General features: G+C 65.0%; 15 protein-coding genes. 8 read left to right on the top strand and 7 right to left on the bottom strand.

The window, feature by feature from the left end:
- The first annotated feature begins 23 nt into the window (after window positions 1-23).
- Genes DENOEST_RS03165 through DENOEST_RS03155 form a run of 3 tightly spaced genes read left to right on the top strand, consistent with a single transcriptional unit; the run spans window position 24 to window position 3,540 of the window.
- On the top strand, window positions 24-2,474 hold the full coding sequence (locus DENOEST_RS03165) for a Lon protease family protein (protein WP_232096425.1): 2,451 nt from the start codon (window positions 24-26) through the stop codon (window positions 2,472-2,474).
- Window positions 2,471-3,016, top strand: coding sequence for a chromate transporter (locus DENOEST_RS03160; RefSeq protein ID WP_145769963.1), 546 nt, complete (start codon window positions 2,471-2,473; stop codon window positions 3,014-3,016). The genes DENOEST_RS03165 and DENOEST_RS03160 overlap by 4 nt, the downstream gene beginning before the upstream one ends.
- Complete coding sequence (locus DENOEST_RS03155) at window positions 3,013-3,540, top strand: chromate transporter (RefSeq protein ID WP_145769962.1); 528 nt, start codon at window positions 3,013-3,015, stop codon at window positions 3,538-3,540. The genes DENOEST_RS03160 and DENOEST_RS03155 overlap by 4 nt, the downstream gene beginning before the upstream one ends.
- Here DENOEST_RS03155 and DENOEST_RS03150 read toward each other — a convergent pair.
- Both DENOEST_RS03150 and pabB read right to left on the bottom strand, forming a co-directional pair.
- The gene (locus DENOEST_RS03150) at window positions 3,514-3,861 is read right to left on the bottom strand and encodes a cupredoxin domain-containing protein (protein WP_145769961.1); all 348 of its coding nucleotides are present in this window, start codon (window positions 3,859-3,861) and stop codon (window positions 3,514-3,516) included. The genes DENOEST_RS03155 and DENOEST_RS03150 overlap by 27 nt on opposite strands.
- Complete coding sequence (gene pabB / locus DENOEST_RS03145) at window positions 3,855-5,582, bottom strand: aminodeoxychorismate synthase component I (RefSeq protein ID WP_197970499.1); 1,728 nt, start codon at window positions 5,580-5,582, stop codon at window positions 3,855-3,857. Before pabB ends, DENOEST_RS03150 begins: the two co-directional genes overlap by 7 nt.
- A gap of 342 nt (window positions 5,583-5,924) precedes the next feature.
- Here pabB and DENOEST_RS03140 point away from each other — a divergent pair, with 342 nt between their 5' ends.
- Window positions 5,925-6,932 (top strand): AI-2E family transporter, encoded by a 1,008-nt coding sequence (locus DENOEST_RS03140; RefSeq protein WP_145769959.1) that lies wholly within the window; start codon window positions 5,925-5,927, stop codon window positions 6,930-6,932.
- Window positions 6,933-7,237: 305 nt separating this feature from the next.
- Here the strand turns inward: DENOEST_RS03140 and DENOEST_RS03135 are convergent, their stop codons facing one another.
- Window positions 7,238-7,807, bottom strand: coding sequence for a nucleoside deaminase (locus tag DENOEST_RS03135; protein ID WP_145769958.1), 570 nt, complete (start codon window positions 7,805-7,807; stop codon window positions 7,238-7,240).
- A gap of 92 nt (window positions 7,808-7,899) precedes the next feature.
- Between DENOEST_RS03135 and DENOEST_RS03130 the strand changes: the two genes are divergently transcribed.
- The 4 genes from DENOEST_RS03130 to DENOEST_RS03115 all read left to right on the top strand — a co-directional run bounded on the left by DENOEST_RS03130 (window position 7,900) and on the right by DENOEST_RS03115 (window position 12,470).
- A complete protein-coding gene (locus DENOEST_RS03130) occupies window positions 7,900-9,003 on the top strand; it encodes an HD domain-containing phosphohydrolase (RefSeq protein ID WP_145769957.1) in 1,104 nt (367 codons plus the stop codon).
- Between the two features lie 58 nt (window positions 9,004-9,061).
- Entirely contained in the window at window positions 9,062-10,060 is a 999-nt protein-coding gene (locus tag DENOEST_RS03125; protein ID WP_145769956.1) for a class 1 fructose-bisphosphatase, read from the top strand.
- Window positions 10,061-10,125: 65 nt separating this feature from the next.
- Complete coding sequence (locus DENOEST_RS03120) at window positions 10,126-11,748, top strand: tetratricopeptide repeat protein (protein WP_145769955.1); 1,623 nt, start codon at window positions 10,126-10,128, stop codon at window positions 11,746-11,748.
- An 83-nt stretch (window positions 11,749-11,831) separates the two neighbouring features.
- A complete protein-coding gene (locus tag DENOEST_RS03115) occupies window positions 11,832-12,470 on the top strand; it encodes a sensor histidine kinase (protein WP_145769954.1) in 639 nt (212 codons plus the stop codon).
- A gap of 6 nt (window positions 12,471-12,476) precedes the next feature.
- On the opposite strand, the gene DENOEST_RS03110 is transcribed toward DENOEST_RS03115, so the two are convergent.
- The 4 genes from DENOEST_RS03110 to DENOEST_RS03095 form a co-directional block, all read right to left on the bottom strand.
- Window positions 12,477-15,137 carry a sensor domain-containing protein gene (locus tag DENOEST_RS03110; RefSeq protein ID WP_145769953.1) on the bottom strand — a complete coding sequence of 887 codons (2,661 nt, stop codon included), beginning with the start codon at window positions 15,135-15,137 and terminating at the stop codon, window positions 12,477-12,479.
- Window positions 15,138-15,339: 202 nt separating this feature from the next.
- Window positions 15,340-16,230, bottom strand: a complete 891-nt coding sequence (locus DENOEST_RS03105; protein ID WP_145769952.1) for an NAD(P)-dependent oxidoreductase — start codon at window positions 16,228-16,230, stop codon at window positions 15,340-15,342.
- A gap of 104 nt (window positions 16,231-16,334) precedes the next feature.
- Complete coding sequence (locus DENOEST_RS03100; RefSeq protein WP_232096424.1) at window positions 16,335-16,940, bottom strand: DUF4202 domain-containing protein; 606 nt, start codon at window positions 16,938-16,940, stop codon at window positions 16,335-16,337.
- A 213-nt stretch (window positions 16,941-17,153) separates the two neighbouring features.
- Complete coding sequence (locus DENOEST_RS03095; protein ID WP_145769950.1) at window positions 17,154-17,516, bottom strand: SPW repeat protein; 363 nt, start codon at window positions 17,514-17,516, stop codon at window positions 17,154-17,156.
- Between the last annotated feature and the right edge of the window lie 57 nt (window positions 17,517-17,573).

The raw sequence follows: 17,573 nt of genomic DNA, 5'->3' as shown, positions 1-17,573 counted from the left end.
ACAGACCCTAGAATAGAACCTGCATGAAATTTCCGGGGCTCCTGACCAACATGAACGCACCGACCTCGCTTCTCCCTCCCGAACAGCTCTACCGGCGCTGCGATCCGGCGCTGTTGGACTTCGAGACCACGGATCAACTGGAGGCCGGCATCGAATCCCTGGACCAGCCCCGGGCCACGGAGGCGGTGGAACTGGGCATCGCCATGAAGCAGCCGGGCTACAACGTGTTCGTGCTGGGGGAACCAGGCAGCGGGCGCCATGCCTTGGTCAAGCGCCTGATCGCAGGCGGCACCCTGGACCAGTCGGCGCCGCCGGACTGGTGCTACGTCAATAATTTCGACACCCCGGAAAAACCCCGTCTGCTGCGCCTGCCCCCCGGACGGGGCGCCGGGCTGCGGAGGGACATGCAGGAATTCGCCCGGGAGCTGCCCACCGCCATTGCCACCGCCTTCGAGAGCGAGGATTTCCGCAACAACGTGGAAGCGGTACAGGAAGAACTGAAGCAACGGGAGGAAGCCGCCCTGCAACAACTCGGGCAACAGGCGGGGGAGGAGGGCCTGGCCCTGCTGCGCACGCCCCATGGCTTCATCTTCGCTCCGGTCAAGGACCACGAGGCCCTGGGTCCCGAGGAGTTCGCCAAGCTGCCCGACGCGGAAAGGGAGCGTTTCGGCGCCCTGATCAGCCGCTTCGGCGAGGAACTGCAACAGTTGATGCGGCTCTTCCCGCGCTGGCGGCGGGAGGTTCAGACTCGGATCAAGCAGTTGTCCCGGGACACCATGAGCCTGGCGGTGGGCCACCTGATCGAGGACATCAAGGCCGGCTACGTCGACCTGCCCGAGGTGCTGGCCTTTCTCGACGGCGCCATGACCGACGTCATGGAGGTGGGCAGCGAACTCAAGGACGAGTCCAAGAGCGAGGGGGAATCCGGCACCACGGAATTGACCGGGCGCATCACGGCCCAGCGCTACCTGGTCAACCTGGTGGTGGACCAGGACGGCAATACCGGCCTGCCCCTGGTCTGCGAGGACCACCCCACTTATCCGAACCTGGTGGGCCGAGTGGACCAGATCGCCCATTTCGGCGCCCTGGTCACCAACTTCACCATGATCCGCGGTGGCGCCCTGCACCGGGCCAACGGGGGCTATCTGCTGCTGGACGTGGAAAAGGTGCTGGCCCAGCCCTATGCCTGGGAAGGCCTGAAGCGGGCGCTGAAGTCGGGCCAGGTGCGCATCGAATCCCTGGGCCAGGTCTATGGCCTGGTCAGCACCCAGTCCCTGGAGCCGGAACCCATGCCCCTGGACGTAAAGGTGGTGCTGTTCGGCGAGAGATTGATCTACTACCTGCTGCGGGAATACGACCCGGAATTCCCCTTCCTGTTCAAGGTGGCGGCAGATTTCGACGACAGCGTGGAGCGCTGCCCCGAGCAGACCCGACTCTATGCCCGGCTGGTGGCCACCCTGGCCCGCCAGAACAGGCTGCGACCCCTGCACCGGGAGGCGGTGGCCCGGGTGATCGAGCATGCGGCCCGCCTCGCCGAGGATGCGGAGCGACTGTCCACCGCCAGCCGCCATGTATCCGATCTGCTCCAACAGGCCGATCATCAGGCAGCCCGGGCCGGCCACGAACGGATCGAGCGCGACGATGTGGTGGCAGCCCTGGAGGCCCAGCGGCGCCGCAACAGCCGAATTCCGGAACGTATCCTGGATGCGATGAAGCGCGAGATCCTGCTGATCGACACCAGCGGCACCCGGGTCGGCCAGGTCAATGGCCTGGCCGTGGGGGAGCTGGGGGACGCGGCCTTCGGCCATCCGGTACGCATCAGCGCCACGGTTCGCCTGGGAGAAGGGGACGTGCTGGACATCGAGCGGGAATCGGAAATGGGGGGCGCCATTCATTCCAAGGGGGTAATGATCCTTTCCTCCTTCCTGGCCTCCCGCTTCGCCCGGGAACTACCCCTGTCCCTCTCGGCCAGTCTGGTCTTCGAGCAGTCCTACGGTCCCGTGGAGGGAGACTCGGCCTCCCTGGCGGAACTCTGCGCCCTGCTCTCGGCCCTGGCCGGCGCCCCCATTCGCCAGTCCCTGGCCATGACCGGCTCGGTGAACCAGCACGGCCAGGTCCAGGCCATCGGCGGCGTCAATGAAAAGATCGAGGGCTTCTTCGACCTCTGCGCCGCCCGGGGCCTCAGCGGCGACCAGGGGGTACTGATCCCTAAGGCCAACATCAAGCACCTGATGCTGCGGGAGGACGTGGTGGCCGCCTGCGCCGCCGGGCGCTTCCAGATTCATGGCGTGACTGACGTGGACCAGGCCATTGAACTGCTGACCGGCATTGCCGCCGGCGCCCCCGATGCCCAGGGCAATGTACCCATAGGCAGCATCAACCATGCGGTGGCCTCCCAGATCGCCGAGCTGTCGGCCCTGCGCCAGGTCTATGGCGCCCCGAGCCGACGCCACCGCAAGCGTCTGCGCAAATGAGGCCAGCCGGCCCCACGCCGGGACTGGTCCAGTTGTTCCTGGCCTTCCAGGGAATTTCCCTAAGGGCCTTCGGCGGCGCCCTGCCCTGGGCGCGACGGGAACTGGTGGACCAGCGCCGCTGGCTGGAACCAACGGAGTTTGCCAATCTGCTGGCCCTGTGCCAGTTCCTCCCCGGCCCCAATATCGGTAATCTCGCCGTTCTGGTGGGCAGCCGCTACCGGGGCATCCCCGGCGCCCTGGCGGCCCTGCTGGGCTTGCTGGCGGCGCCGGTAGCCATCGTCATCCTGCTGGGGATGATCTACGATCGCTACGGGCAAATGGAACTCATGGGCCGGGTGCTCAACGGCGTGGCTGCGGCGGCGGCCGGGCTGATCGCCGACATGGCCCTGAAAATGGCCCGCCCCCTGGAACGCCGGGGCGCCCGGGCCGGCCTGCTGTTCCTGCTTGCCACCTTCGTCGCCGTGGGCTTGCTGCGCCTGCCCCTGGGACCGGTGATGCTGGTGCTGGCGCCCCTTTCCATCCTGGCGGCACGACCCCGATGAAGGCTGATCCTCTGCTCGGCCTGGCCCTGCAACTGGCGACCCTGTCCCTGCTCACCTTCGGCGGCGCCAGCGCCGTGGTGCCGGAAATGCAGCGCATCGTGGTGGAACAGGGCCAGTGGATGAGCGCCCGGGAATTCAACGATCTGTTCGCCATCGCCCAGGGCGCCCCCGGCCCCAATCTGCTGATCGTCACCCTGGTGGGTTGGCATGTGGCGGGACTCCCCGGCGCGTTGCTGGCCACCCTGGCCTTCTGCCTGCCCAGCAGCCTCCTGGCCTATGCCGTGGCCCGGCTCTGGGATCGCTTCCGTGCCAGCCCCTGGCGGGTACGCGTCCAGGACGGCCTCCTGGCCATGACCGTGGGCCTGGTGGTCTCCACCGCCTGGCTTCTGGCCCGCACCGCGGACCACAGTCCAGCGGCGTGGATACTCACAGCAGGGGTCATGGCCCTGGCCTGGCACACCCGGATCAACCCGCTCTGGCTGCTGGCGGCGGGCGGATTACTGGGCGGGCTGGGCCTGCTCTGAAGACTCGACAGGCGCCACCATCACTTCTCCCTGCATCTCGGGGTGAGGACCGCAACGGTAGGGGTAGATACCGGGCACATCGAAGCGGCGGCTCCAGGTTTCCCCGGGGAACAGCCGCTCCGACTCCAGGCTCTCGGCGAAAAAGAACACCGAATGACTGGTGCGCTTTTCCTTGTTGACCCAGCGCACAGTATCGCCCGGAGCGATCTTCACGATGGGATGATCGAAACGATAGTCGGCGATGCCGATCTCCACTTCAGCCGCCAGGACACGCAGGCTGGCCGTCGCCAGTGCGAGCGCCAGGTAGAAAGGCTTCAGCATGAGTCATCTCCCAAAATGCGCACCGGAGCATGGGACTCCAGCCTGGCGGGCAACATGCCGCGCACGCTGTTGATGAACCAAAGCCCCGTGGCCCGGGCCAGGTCCTCACGACGAATCACGGCTTCTACGATTTCGCCCCGAGCCAGCATGTCCGCCCGCAGCACGCCCGGCAGCAGGCCACCAATCAGGAACGGCGTCACCCGACGCCCCTCCAGTTCCACCACCACATTGCCCCGGGTGAATTCGGTGATCTCGCTCCGCTCGTTCCACAGCAGGGTATCGAAAGTTCCCTGCTGCGGTTCGTGGCTCCCATAGGCTCCACGTTCGGTGGTCTTGTGGCGGAGGAACTCGTCGCCGCTATCCACGGGGCCGTATGCCAGGGCGATGACGATTTCCGGCGGAGTCGGTTCCAGGGCGAAGATTTCCAGCCGGGGGCGGCCCTGTCGGTCCAGCAGCAGACGGACCCTCCATGTACCCGCACCATGGTTGGCCGCCATGGTCTCAAGTGCTTGACGGACCGCTCCTTCATCCCAGGCAAAGCCGAAGTGTTCGGCGCTGGCCCCGAGCCGGGCCAGATGCCCCGGCAACAGCCAGTAGGCGCCGTTCTCCAGGCGCAGGGTTTCCAGCAGTTCAAAATGGGCGCTGGCCCGCAGCAGGAAGCGGCGCTTCACCAGCCATTCCTCGTATTCGTCTGCGGGCCTGGAATCCCAGGTCACACCGCTGCCGATGCCGCAGCGGGCCAGACCCCGATCCAGGCTCACGGTGCGGATACCGACACTGAACCGGGCATGGCCGCCAGGCGCCACCAGGCCGATGGCGCCGCAATAGGCGCCCCGGGGCGAGACTTCCCGTTCAGCGATGGCGGCCATGGCAGCCACCTTGGGCGCTCCCGTCACCGAACCGCAGGGAAACAGGGCACCGAAAACGTCGGCCAGTCCCAGCCCCGGCCGAGTTTGGCAGCGCACCGTGGAGGTCATCTGCCAGGCTGTGGGCAGAGCCTCGATCTCGAACAGGCGCGGCACCGTTACCGAACCGGGCCGAGCCAGCCGGGACAGGTCGTTGCGCAGCAGGTCCACGATCATCAGGTTTTCCGCCCGCTCCTTGTCGGATTCCCGCAAGCCCTGCCGGGCAGCGGCATCCCGGACCGGATCGGCATGGCGCGGGGCGGTGCCCTTCATGGGACGGGTCGTCAGTTCTCCCGAGGGTGTCCAGTCGAAAAACAGCTCCGGGGAGACCGAGAGCAGTTGCCAGTCGCCGCCGTCGAGGCAGGCGCAATAGGCCTCCGGCTGTGTCTGGCGCAGGGCCTGGAACAGGACACCGGGCTCCCCCTCGAAGGCCGCCTCCAGACGGGCGCTGAGATTCACCTGATAGTAACGGCCGTCGCCGATGGCCCGGACGATGGACGCCACCTGGGCTTCGACGGCCGCACGGGAGGATTCCAGGCGCCAGGGGCCGCAACGGAAACCGCCCGCCGATGCAGGCGCAGGCTCCCGGGGTTCATCGGGGCTGTCATAGAGAGCGAAGCGGGCCAGGGGCTGGCCTGAGCGGGGCTGATGCGTCCGCAGTGCCCGATCGAAGGCCGGCGCCGCCTCGTAGGCCAGATAGCCCACGGCCCAGCCTCCGCGTCGGCCATGATCCTCGGCCGCTGCCAACACCGCCGCCACCTCGTCGCTACGATAGGCAAGCAATACCTGTTGCGGTCGGGAAAAGGCACGGCGCAAACGGCTGCCATCCTCACAAGGGAAATCGATCCACGCTTTCACCCCGGGAGTTTACCCCGTGGATAACGTGGAAAAGCAGCGCCGGAGCCGAGTGCGACCAATCGAGCACAGCGAGCCGATGAGTAGCCCCGCCCCGGGAAGGGGGCGTAGGCGGGGTTGCGCGAAGCACGGCTTCGCGCCGCCGAAGCCGGCCGGCTGTGCAAAGCCGGCCGTGGAACGGGGGTGGGGGGCGTTCAATTTGCCTTTACGCATTTTCATTCTCGATGGTGATGCTGGGACCATGCGCGTTAGGCCGATGAAATTGGCTAGACTGGCGGCTCGTATCCATCCACCGATGCATCCATGACCCCCAACCCCGAACGCGCCCGCGCCATTGCCTGGCTACTCACCGGCCTGGCCCTTCCCCTGATATTGCATCTGCGCCTGCTGCCAGCCCTGCTGGCAGGGCTGCTGGTCTATGAGCTGGTGCATCTGCTGGCGCCGATGCTCGGCGGCCGGCTTTCCGACAGCCGGGCCCGCCTGGTGGCCGTCGCCCTGCTGAGCGTCCTGGTGATTGCCGCCATTACCCTGTTGACCATGTTCGCCCTGGCCTTTCTGAAGAGCGACACCGGCAGCCTGCCGGAACTGGCCTACAAGATGGCGGGCATCATCGAACGGGCCCGGGCCACCCTGCCCGAGTGGCTGGTGGCTTCCCTGCCCAACGGCGCTGACGCCATGAGGGACGCGGTACTGCACTGGCTGCGGGAGCACAGCGCCGACCTGCAACTGGCGGGACAGGGCATGTTGCGGGGCACCGCCCATGTGCTGCTGGGCATGATCATTGGCGCCATGGTCGCCCTGCGGGAAGCCTGCCCCGACAAGCCCCACCGCCCTCTGGCCGCAGCCCTGCTGGAACGGGCGCGGCGGGTGGGCGACGCCTTTCGCCGCGTCGTCTTCGCCCAGGTGCGGATTTCCGCCATCAATACCTGCCTGACCGCCCTCTATCTGGCTCTGGCCCTACCCCTGATGGGCATCCACCTACCCCTGACCAAGACCCTGGTGGCAATCACCTTCATCGCCGGCCTGCTGCCGGTGGTGGGCAATCTGATCTCCAATACCGTCATCGTGGTGGTCAGCCTGTCCCATTCGCCGGAACTGGGCCTGGCCTCCCTGGCCTTTCTGGTCATCATCCACAAGCTGGAATACTTCCTCAACGCCCATATCATCGGCAACCGTATCGCCGCCCGGGCCTGGGAACTGCTGCTGGCCATGCTGCTGCTGGAAGCGGCCTTCGGTATTCCGGGATTGATCGCCGCCCCCATCTACTACGCCTATCTGAAGGACGAACTCGCCAGCGCCGGCTGGGTCTGACCGCCGTTCAAGGCACAGCCCAATCAGTAGCAAACGAGCTTTCCCGCAGGGCCGTCCTCAGGGAAAGCAGCCACAACACGGAGCGGGCGCAGCCCGCGAACCATTGTCGCCCCCTTCCCCGGGAAGGGGGCTGGGGGGAGGGTCCTGCCTTCCCGCCGGGCCGACCTGACCGAAGGGAATCCCTGTGGGACAAGGGAAAACCGCACACGGTGCCAGCCGCAACCTTTCGGTGCTGCGACGGGGTGTCCCGTAATATCGAGCGGAGCGAGCCGTATCGCCCCCCGAAGGGGGGCGAACCAAAAGTGTCAGCAGCGGGCGTTATAGACCAGGCCGCCGCCGGCGGTGTAGTCCTTGAGCACGGCCACCGCCTGGCTCCGCAACACGTCCAGGGTTACCTGGATGCCCCGCTGCCGCAGTTCCTCGGCCCAGGCCGACGGCTTGGGCCCCTCATCGAACCCCACCGCCCTGGCATCCTCGTCCCGGGCGCCGCAGACCAGATGCCGGACCCCGGACCAGATCGCAGCCCCGAAGCACATTACGCAGGGTTCCGAACTGCTGACCAGTTGGTGGGCTGGCTGGCTGACCGCCCCCAGGTCAAAGCCGCCCACCCGCTGCTGGGCCAGGCTCAGAGCCATGATCTCGGCATGGGCCGAGGAGCAGCGGCTGGCGATCACCCGGTTGACCCCGGCGGCTACCAGGCGCCCCGAGTCGCGCTCGAAAACGGCGGCGCCAAAAGGTCCGCCGCCGCCGGCAATATTCCGGCGCGCCAGATCAATCACGAATTCCATCCGCGCCTCCAGGGTGGACAGTACGATGCCGGAATCATTGATCTCGGCAATGAAGGCGGGCAATTTCACATGCAGAATGGCGGACATGCCACTATGGTAGCAAAGCACGGTTTGGTTGAGATTGCCCGCCCGGCCCATTAACATGGGGCCAATCCCGGATGGAAACTTGGAGCTTGCCCATGCCCGACTACAGCGCCCTGATCACTCCCGTGATCCACGACCGGGATGCCTTGCAGGAGTTCAACGAGTCCCTGGTGGACAAAACGCCCATAATAGAGCGCGATATCGCCCGCTTGCGGCGCAATCCCGGCGATACTGGAGTCATTGCCGACCTGTTTCGCGCCCTGCACAACATCAAGGGAGACGCGGCGATCTGCAAGGTGGATGTGGGGGTGCTGATCGCCCACCCCATCGAGACCCTGCTGGCGCGGGTACGCCAGGGAGAGATCGGGTTTTCCGAACTTCAGGCTGAGGTCATCCTGCTGGCCCTGGATCGCCTGGAACTGGCCATTGAGGCCATGGTCAGTCATCGCCCGATCACCAACCTGGCCTTGCCGGAACTGGTCAGCGGCCTGGAAGGCATGAGCCAGACCGTGGAAAGCGATATTCAGTCACTGGGCATCGCCCTGATCGAAAAGGTCACCGGATTCCGGCCCAGCCAAGCTGCCCTTAAAACCCGGGCGCCGGCCGCCGGGACCCACCCCAGCCCGGAGGAAGCCGATCGGGATCTGACATTCTTTCATCAGTTGGCCCTGCAACTGGAGACCCATTCTCCACTGTTCCAGGGCCGCAGCGGACGCCTGCTGCGACTGGCCCGGGACACCAACATCGAGGCCGGATCGCCAGTGAATCAGGCCCAACTGGACGCCGCCGTTTATATGCATGATGCCGGAATGATGTTCCTGTCCCAGACCTTATGGCCCAAGAGTGGAAAACTCTCCGTAGCGGAGACCAAGGCGCTGAAGGACCACCCCGGCTTCGCCGCCGGACTGCTGGAGCGCATGCCGGGCTGGGCCGAGGCATCCACCATGGTGGCCCAGCACCACGAAATGCCCGACGGCGCCGGCTATCCGCTGGGCCTCAAGGATGGCGACATCCACCCCGGCGCCAAGATCCTGGCCATCATCGACGCCTTCGAAGCGGTCACCCTCAAGCACCGGGACCGGGGACGGGGCCGATCCCTGCTAAGGGCCATCGCCGAAGTCAACGCCTGCGACCGGCAGTTCGACCCGGTATGGATCGGCCATTTCAACAAGGTCATACGGCGCATGGTGGAAGACTGATCAGCGGCGGAGCAGTTCTATAATCCAGCCTCCCATCGTTCCTGGAACTGCAAGAGCCATGCGCCACATCACCCTGTCCCGCTTCCTGATCGAGGAACAACGCAGCAAGAACGTCATCTGCGGCGACTTGCGACTGCTGATCGAAGTGGTTTCCCGCGCCTGCAAGGCCATTTCCATCGCCATCGGCAAGGGCGGCATGGCTGACGTGCTGGGTTCCGCCGGCTCCGACAACGTCCAGGGCGAGGTACAGAAGAAGCTGGACGTGATCTCCAACGAGATACTGCTGGAGGCCAATGAATGGGGCGGCCACCTGGCCGGCATGGCCTCGGAGGAAATGGAACTGCCCCACGCCATCCCCAATCGCTACCCAAAGGGGGAATACCTGCTGCTGTTCGATCCCCTCGACGGCTCCTCCAACATCGATGTGAATGTGTCGGTCGGCACCATTTTCTCGGTGCTGCGCTGCCCGGAAGGGATGGAGCCCGATGAAAAGGCATTCCTCCAGCCTGGCACCCAACAGGTCTGCGCCGGCTATGCGGTCTATGGCCCCACTACCCTGCTGGTGCTGACTCTGGGCGATGGCGTCAATGTATTCACCCTGGACCGGGAGATGGGCCGCTTTGTCCTCACCCAGGAGAATGTACGGATTCCCGAGGACACCAGGGAGTTCGCCATCAATGCGTCCAACATGCGCTTCTGGGAACCGCCGGTGCAGCGCTACATCAACGAACTGCTGGCAGGAAAGGAGGGGCCCCGGCAGCAGGATTTCAACATGCGTTGGGTAGCCTCCATGGTGGCCGACGTGCATCGCATCCTCTGCCGCGGCGGCATTTTCATGTACCCCCTCGACAGCAAGACCCTCGCCAAGGGAGGCAAGCTGCGCCTGATGTACGAGGCAAACCCCATGTCCATGATCGTCGAACAGGCCGGCGGCCGGGCCACCGACGGCCGACGGCCTCTTCTGGAAATACAGCCGGAATCCCTGCACCAGCGGGTGCCGGTGATCCTCGGCTCCAAAAACGAGGTGGAGCGGGTCACCGCTTATCATCTGAAATGATGACCGACATGTCGATGCACCGCCCGCAAGCTCCGGGAACGCTCACGGAGCGCCGCCCCTGAGCCATGGCCCTGGACCTGCGTGACAAGCGTGGTCTGCTGATCGACGACATCCCGGAGATGCGCGCCTCGGTGCGCGTCCAGTTGTCCAATGTCGGTCTGGAAAACTGCGACCCAGTACGCAATGTCAAGGAGGCTGTCGACAAGCTGACCCTGAATCGCTACGACCTGGTGATCTGCGACTACAACCTGGGCCAGGGCGCCGATGGCCAGCAGTTGCTGGAACTGGTGCGGCGCAGGAAGCTGCTGCCTCTCTCCACAGTCTTCCTGATGATCACCGGCGAGACCGGCTACGAGCAGGTTTCCACCGCCGCCGAGTTTTCCCCCGATGATTATCTGATCAAGCCTTTCACCGCCGAGACCCTGGGGGGGCGCCTGATCCGCGCCATGGAAAAGAAGGCTGCCCTGGCCCCCATCTACCGGCACATGACCGACAAGGGTGATCCGGCCCTGGCGGTGGAAGCCTGCGACCAGTTGCTGGCCGAAAAATCCCGCTACAGCCTGGATGTTCTGCGCATCAAGGGCGACCTGCTGCTGAGCCAGGGCCGCCATACCGAGGCCCTGGCGCTCTACGAAAGCGTGTTGCAACAACGGGAGACCCCCTGGGGCGCCGTGGGCAGGGCCCGTGCCCTGGCGGCCATGGGCAACACCGATCAGGCTCGGGAACATCTGGAGGGCGCCGTGGCAGCCTATCCCAACTATCTGGCGGCCTATGATTCCCTGGCTCAGTTGCTGGAAACAACCGACAAGCAGGCAGCTCAGCAGGTGGTGGAGCAGGCCCTCAAGGTCTCCGCCTCCACCCGACGCCAGCGCCAACTAGGTGCCCTGGCCCTGGAGAACAAGGATTTCGGCCGGGCCGAGAACGCCTATCGCCAGACGGTGGTCAGGGATCGCAGCGGCTTTTTCAAGAGCCACGATGACTACGCTGGTCTGGCCAAGAGTTGTGCCGAACAGGGCAAGACCCAGGAAGCCCTGACAGCGGTCAAGGACATGGCCCAGCACTTCCAGCGCACGCCGGAACTGGAAGCACGCCAGGCCGCCCTGGAAAGCCAGGTGCAGATCAAGGCCGGCAACAAGGAGGCGGCCGAGGCCGCCCTGAAAAAAGCGCTCAAGACAGGAGAGGGCAATACCCTGGATCCCCAGACCAGTCTGGAAATCGCCCAGGCCTGCTTCGCCAATGGTGAGGAGGAGCGGGGCAAGCAGATCATCCAGACCGTGGCCGAGGAGTACCACGAGGACGATCATGTCTTTGCCCTCGCCCAGTCGGTATTCACCGCCGCCGGGCTGGAGGACGAAGGCCAGGTGCTGCTGGAAGCCACCCGCAAGCGCATGATCAAGCTCAACAACGACGCGGTGGCCCTGGCCAAGGCGGGAGATCTGGATCAGGCCATCGGCATGTTGACGGAAGCCGCCGACCGGCTCGCCAACAACGCCCAGGTGGCAATCAACGCCGGATTGGCCCTGCTGATGCACGTTCAGGCCCATGGCGCGGACCTCGATCGCGTCACCCAGGCCCATCGCTACCTCAGTCAGGCGCGTCGGGCCAATCCGGATCACCCCAAGCTTGACGATGTGGTCGGCTTCTATCGCAGGCTGGCACCTCCGGAAGCCCCTGTCCTGGAAGACTAGGATGAAACCATCCCCACGCTCGCTTTGCTCGCTGCCCCCCAAGGGGGTGTCAGCACGCTTGGGGCGGCCCGGCGCGTACTGACATGGACTCCCTGGTGGCCGCCGTCATCCACGACGCCAAGAATGCCCTGAACACCCTCAATGTGCGCCTGGACCAGGCGCGGCAACTGGCGCCCTCGCCCCCTCTGGAACAGGCCACAGCCATCGTGGCCAATCTCTCCACCCGACTGGTGGAACTGCTGGCCTTCTATCGGGCCGATCAGGGCACCCTGCGTATGGCGGTGGAAGATCAGAACCTGACGGATTTCATCGACGATCTGCAACAAGAGCTGGCGGCCGAACCCGATCTGCCTATCACGCTGGAATGGGATATCGCTGGCGCCCAGGCCATCGGTGCCTGGGCCTTCGATGCGTATCTGGTCAAGGTGGCCCTGCTCGACGCCCTGCGCAATGCTTTACGCCACGCCCGACATCGCGTCAGCCTCAGCGTGACCGCGGAGCCCGGCGGCGGGATACGCCTGTCCGTGGCCGATGACGGCCCGGGCTATCCGGCGGAAATCCTGGCTGGGGAGTCCAACCTGGCGATGGCGAAGGGATCGAGCGGTCTGGGCCTGCGTTTCGCGGCCCTGATCGCGGAGAGGCATTGCACCCCCCAGGGCCGTCGGGGCCGGCTCGCACTCGCCAACAACCAGGGCGCCATTTTCTCCCTGATCCTGCCTTGAGTCAGGTCAGGGAGATGCGACAAGTCCCCAGTCCGTCGCCCCTTCCAGTATGGACGAAGGATGGAACAGGGTGTCCGTTTGACTAGGTGCCAGAGGACGGGAAAAATAATAACCCTGGAACTTGTGGCAGCCATAGCCCATCAGCATGGAAAGCTGCTCGGCCGTTTCCACCCCCTCGGCCAGGATGTCCAGCTCCAGGCTATGGGCCAGGCCGATGATGGCCGCGGCGATCGCGGCATCCTCCCGGTCCTCGCAGAGATCCCGCGTGAAGCTCTGGTCCACCTTGAGCTTATGCACCGGAAACCGCTTGAGGTAGGACAGGCTGGAGTAGCCGGTGCCAAAATCGTCGATGGTCAGGCGCACCCCCATGGCCGCCAGTTCCTCCAGCTTGGACAGCGTTTCACCCACCTCCTGCATCAGGGCGCCTTCCGTGATCTCCAGCTCCAGCAGCCGGGCCGGCTGACCGGTTTCGGCCAGGATGGCACGGATGGTCTCCACCAACCCTCGCTGGCGAAACTGGCGCGGCGAAAGATTCACCGAAATTGGCAGTAGCGGATAGCCCTGCTCCTGCCAGACACGGTTCTGGCGCATGGCTTCCCGCAACACCCATTCGCCCAGGGGCAGGATCAGGCCGGTTTCCTCCGCCACCGGAATGAATTCGCCGGGAGCGATCATGCCCTGCTCCGGATCGTTCCAGCGCACCAGGGCCTCCATACCCACCACGGCCCGTTGCCGCAGATCCACCAGGGGTTGATAGTGCAACACCAGCTCACCCTGATCCAGGGCCGCCCGCAGGCGATTTTCCAGGTTGAAGAAGCGGATCGCCTCATCATTCATGGAAGCAGTGAAAAACTGGAAATTATTGCGCCCCAGGGATTTGGCATGATACATGGCCGTGTCGGCGTTCTTCATCAACTGCATGGCATCACTGCCATCATCCGGATAGATGCTGATGCCAATGGAAGGCGTAACCCGCAGATCATGGGCATCGACACGAACCGGCGGCCCCAGTGCGGCGATGATCTTTTCCGCAACCAACACCACGTCGTCGACGCAGATCATGTCATTGAGCACCACCACGAACTCGTCGCCCCCCAGCCGGGAAACCGTATCCACCGACCGTACCGCGCCACCGAGACGCTGCGCCACCTGTTTCAGCAGCTCGTCGCCCACGGCGTGGCCCAGACTGTCGTTGATGCTCTTGAACCGATCCAGGTCCAGAAATAGCACAGCGGCCCGGCGGCCCTTGCGCTCCGCCTGGGCCAGGGCCTGCCCCAGGCGATCGTGGAGCAGCGCCCGGTTGGGCAGGCCGGTCAGGGCATCGTGGTGGGCCAGATGCCAGATGCGCTGCTCGGTCTGCATGCGCTCGAAGATTTCCCCCTGCAACTGGGCATTGGCCGTGGCCAGCTCGGCGGTGCGCTCCGTCACCCGCTGTTCCAGTTCGTCCCGAGCCTGCACCAGGGCACGCTCGGCCAGGTGACGCTCGGTGATATCCTCGAAAATCCAGATCACGTCGAGGCTGGAACGCTCCTGATCGGTGCGCCGCCCCGTCACCCGCAGCCAGATGTGGCGGCCATCCTTGCATTGACCCGGAATCTCGATGATGAAGGTCTCGCCCTGGCGAATGGCGCCCAATGCCCGCTCGCGCACGCGGCCGAAGGCTTCCTCGCTGGGGTGAAGGACGGAGGCCAGACGCCCCATCAGATCGTCCGGGCCGTAGCCGAAGATTTCCTCCAGGCGACGATTGGCGCGGACAATGGTGCGGTTGTGGGTCAGCATGATCCCCACCGCGGCGTTGTCGAAAATGGTTTCCTGCTGCTCCAGGGCACGCTTGAGCTGAGCCTCGGCCGCCTTCTGGCGAGAGATGTCCTCCACCAGCCAGACCGTGCCCACCGCCGGGTCGGCGGGGTCCAGGACATGCCCGGAGCAATTGGCCCAGAATTCGGAACCATCCGACCGCAACAGCAGGAATTCACCCCGCTGGTAGCCCTGGGCCAGTAATTCGTCATAGGTATTGCTGATCAAGGCCGCCGCCTCGTCGCCCCGGGCGAAGAGCCGCTCCACCGACAGGCCCATGGCCGCACCCGGCGGCAGGCCAAGCAATTGCTCAAAACGACGGTTGCAGCGCACTACACGGGCATTTCGCACCACCGTAATGCCGATCGGACTGGTCTCGAAGATGCCTGCCAGTTCTCGAGCGGACTTATCCAGGGCATCCTGAATCAGCCGGTCCTCGGACACGTCCTCCATGATCCAGATGGTGCCCTGGCGCGGGTAGCGGGGATCGACGGCCTTGGCGGAAATGCGGCAGAAGAACAGACTGCCATCCTTGCGCATCATCGGCCGCTCGGTGCGATAGGTGCGACCGGCCGCCAGCACCGGCATGGCCTCCCGACCCAACTCCGCAAAGGCTTCGTCGGAGGGATGCAGGGCCGCGCTCGGCAGGCCGATCAGTTCGTCCGGTTCGTAACCCCACATGCTGGCGCAGAGGGGATTGGCGCGGGACACCACCCGGTTGCGGGTAAACATGATGCCGATGGTGGCGTTTTCCAGAATCGCCCGCAACTCCAGCAGGGTCTGCCCCAGATTATGACCACCGACCGACAGGGACGCATCCAGGAATCCGCCCTGGCTCCTGGGTAGTCCGTGGGGATCGCGCTCGATCACTGGACTCCCCTCCCCCCGGCCCCCTCCCCAAGGGAGGAGGTGACGACGGTTCGCCGCCTCGCGGCTCCGGGTCTGAGCTGGCGCCCCTTCGGACGGCCGTGCGGAACACTCGGGACTCCCCTCCCCCCGGCCCCCTCCCCAAGGGAGGAGGTGACGACGGTTCGCCGCCTCGCGGCTCCGGGCTGTGTCGTGTGCGGGATGCTCATGGAATCACCGGGCGGCCACCGCCGAAAGCCTCCAGCAGCTTCAGCACCGCAACGGAATCCTCCTCGCCCAGGCCGCTACCCACCAGGGCGTTGAACACCTGTGCCGTGGCCGCCGCTGTGGGCAGGGGCAAGCCCAGACGATGGGCCTCGTCCATGACGATGCCCATGTCTTTCTGGTGCATCCAGGCCTTGAAGCCCGGCTGGAAATTGCGATCGAGCATCCGCTGACCGTGGTTTTCCAGGATGCGGCTGTAGGCGAAGCCCCCCAACAGGGCCTCCCGCACCCTGCACGGATCGACACCACTGCATCGGGCAAAGTTCAGGGCCTCGGCCACGGCCATGACGGTGACGCCGGTCAGAATCTGGTTGCAGGCCTTGGCCACCTGGCCGGCACCGACCTCGCCCACGTGGATGACGGAGCGCCCCAGCAGGCGCAACAGGGGTTCCGCCCGGGCGAACACCTCGGCCGGCCCCCCCGCCATCACCGTCAGGCTGGCCTCAATGGCTCCCCTCTCCCCGCCGGAGACCGGTGCATCGAGAAAGCTGAGATCATGTCCTGCCAGCCGGGCAGCAATGCCCCGGGCCGCAGCCGGCGCGATGGTGCTCATATCCACCACGAGGCTTCCTGGCGCCGCGCCTTCCACCACGCCCCCGGTACCGAACAGCACCTCGACCACATCGGGAGCATCGGCCACCATGGTGATTACCACCTCTGCCCGTGCCGCCAGGGCAGAGGGAGAATCGTGGATCATGACATCAGCGTCGGCACGAAAGGGCGCCAGGGTTTCGGCGCGGCGCGCCCAGACATGCAGGGCGTGGCCGGCCCGCGCCAGATGCAGCGCCATGGGCTTACCCATCAGTCCGAGGCCAATGAACCCGATATTCATGGATGACAAATCAATTTACTGACGACCTCGACCCACACGAACATCGGGGTCAGACCGCAGTCAACATACCCGCTTCAATGAGGCGGGCATCATATCACCCGTCATCAGGGAACGTCAGCCAGCGCCTTGCGGATCAGGGGCAACAGATGCTCCGGCAGGACCATGTTCCCGGACAGGGCGAAGGCCCGAGCCTGGGACGACATCTTCTTCCATGTCTTGGCGATGATGCCCAGCCATTTTTCTTCCGTGTAGTCCGGCTTGCCGGTGGCGAAATCGGCCATGTAGTGCTCCAGGAAAACCAGGCTGGCCACGTCTTCCACCAACTGGCTCTCGGGATTCTCCCGCAACTGCTTCTTTCCCACAGCCAGCATCACCCGCGCCGCAGTCTCTTCATCGTAGCCCGCCTCCCGCACCAGGCGCCCCGCCAGCTCGGCATGGAAACGATACAGTCCGCTGCGCCATTGGTGATAGCCCACCTTGTCCATCGGATATGCCGAGCGAGGAACCTCCCAGCGTCGCACATGCTGGGCGCGCACCGCCAGCCACACTGTCTCGGCAGCGTCGGGGCGATAGCGCGTCAGCATTTCCGTCATACGGCGACCGTAAAGCAGCTCCTTGGGCACCCCCTGATCCCGATGAGGGTCTTCGGCATTGGTGGCATCGATCAGCGCGTAGGCGCGCTCCATGGGGGAATCGGCAGGGGCAGTCATCGGCCGATTATAGCCAGCCGAGCACTGGCACTACCCTTCAATGGAGTCAAGCAGCCGGGCATCGGCGTGGAGCTCGCCATTAAGCGCGTCAGGGAATACACCGGCATCCACGCGACCAGCCTCGCCAAGCCGCAACCCTGGCGCGATAGTAATCAGCCAGTTCTGGCGTGTGCCCTGTATTTGCAGGGCACACGTTCTCACTGCACGATCGACTTACTGGACGGCGCCCTTGTCCTCCAAGTGCATGTCCCGATAGGTCGCGGACAGCGCAATACCGACCACAAACAGCCCTGCAATCACCGCATCCACGAAGGCCACCGGGTTATCGGTGAAGCCCAGTATCCACGGTGAAAGAATCATCCACGCGCCGAGGGCCAGGGTCACCCAGTCTTCCCAGAGGGCGTGCATGTACTTCGCCAGGACGGCAACCACGGCGATGGCCACCCCCATGACGAGGAAATTCATCGTGTCCATGTCGGCCCAGTGGAAAAAACGGAAGACCCACGGGGACAGGAACAACCATATGCCAACAATCAGGGTTCCAGTTTCCTGCCAATAGTGTTGTTGCGTCTTCATGGCAATCTCACCTCCTCTGTCCTGCCAACTTTGGTGTTTATTCGACCACCGGCATAG

Origin of the sequence: Denitratisoma oestradiolicum (assembly GCF_902813185.1) — a bacterium.
Classification (GTDB): Bacteria; Pseudomonadota; Gammaproteobacteria; order Burkholderiales; family Rhodocyclaceae; genus Denitratisoma; species Denitratisoma oestradiolicum.
The sequence above is the reverse complement of the archived record's forward strand: the minus strand, read 5'-3'. Positions and strand labels throughout refer to the sequence as shown.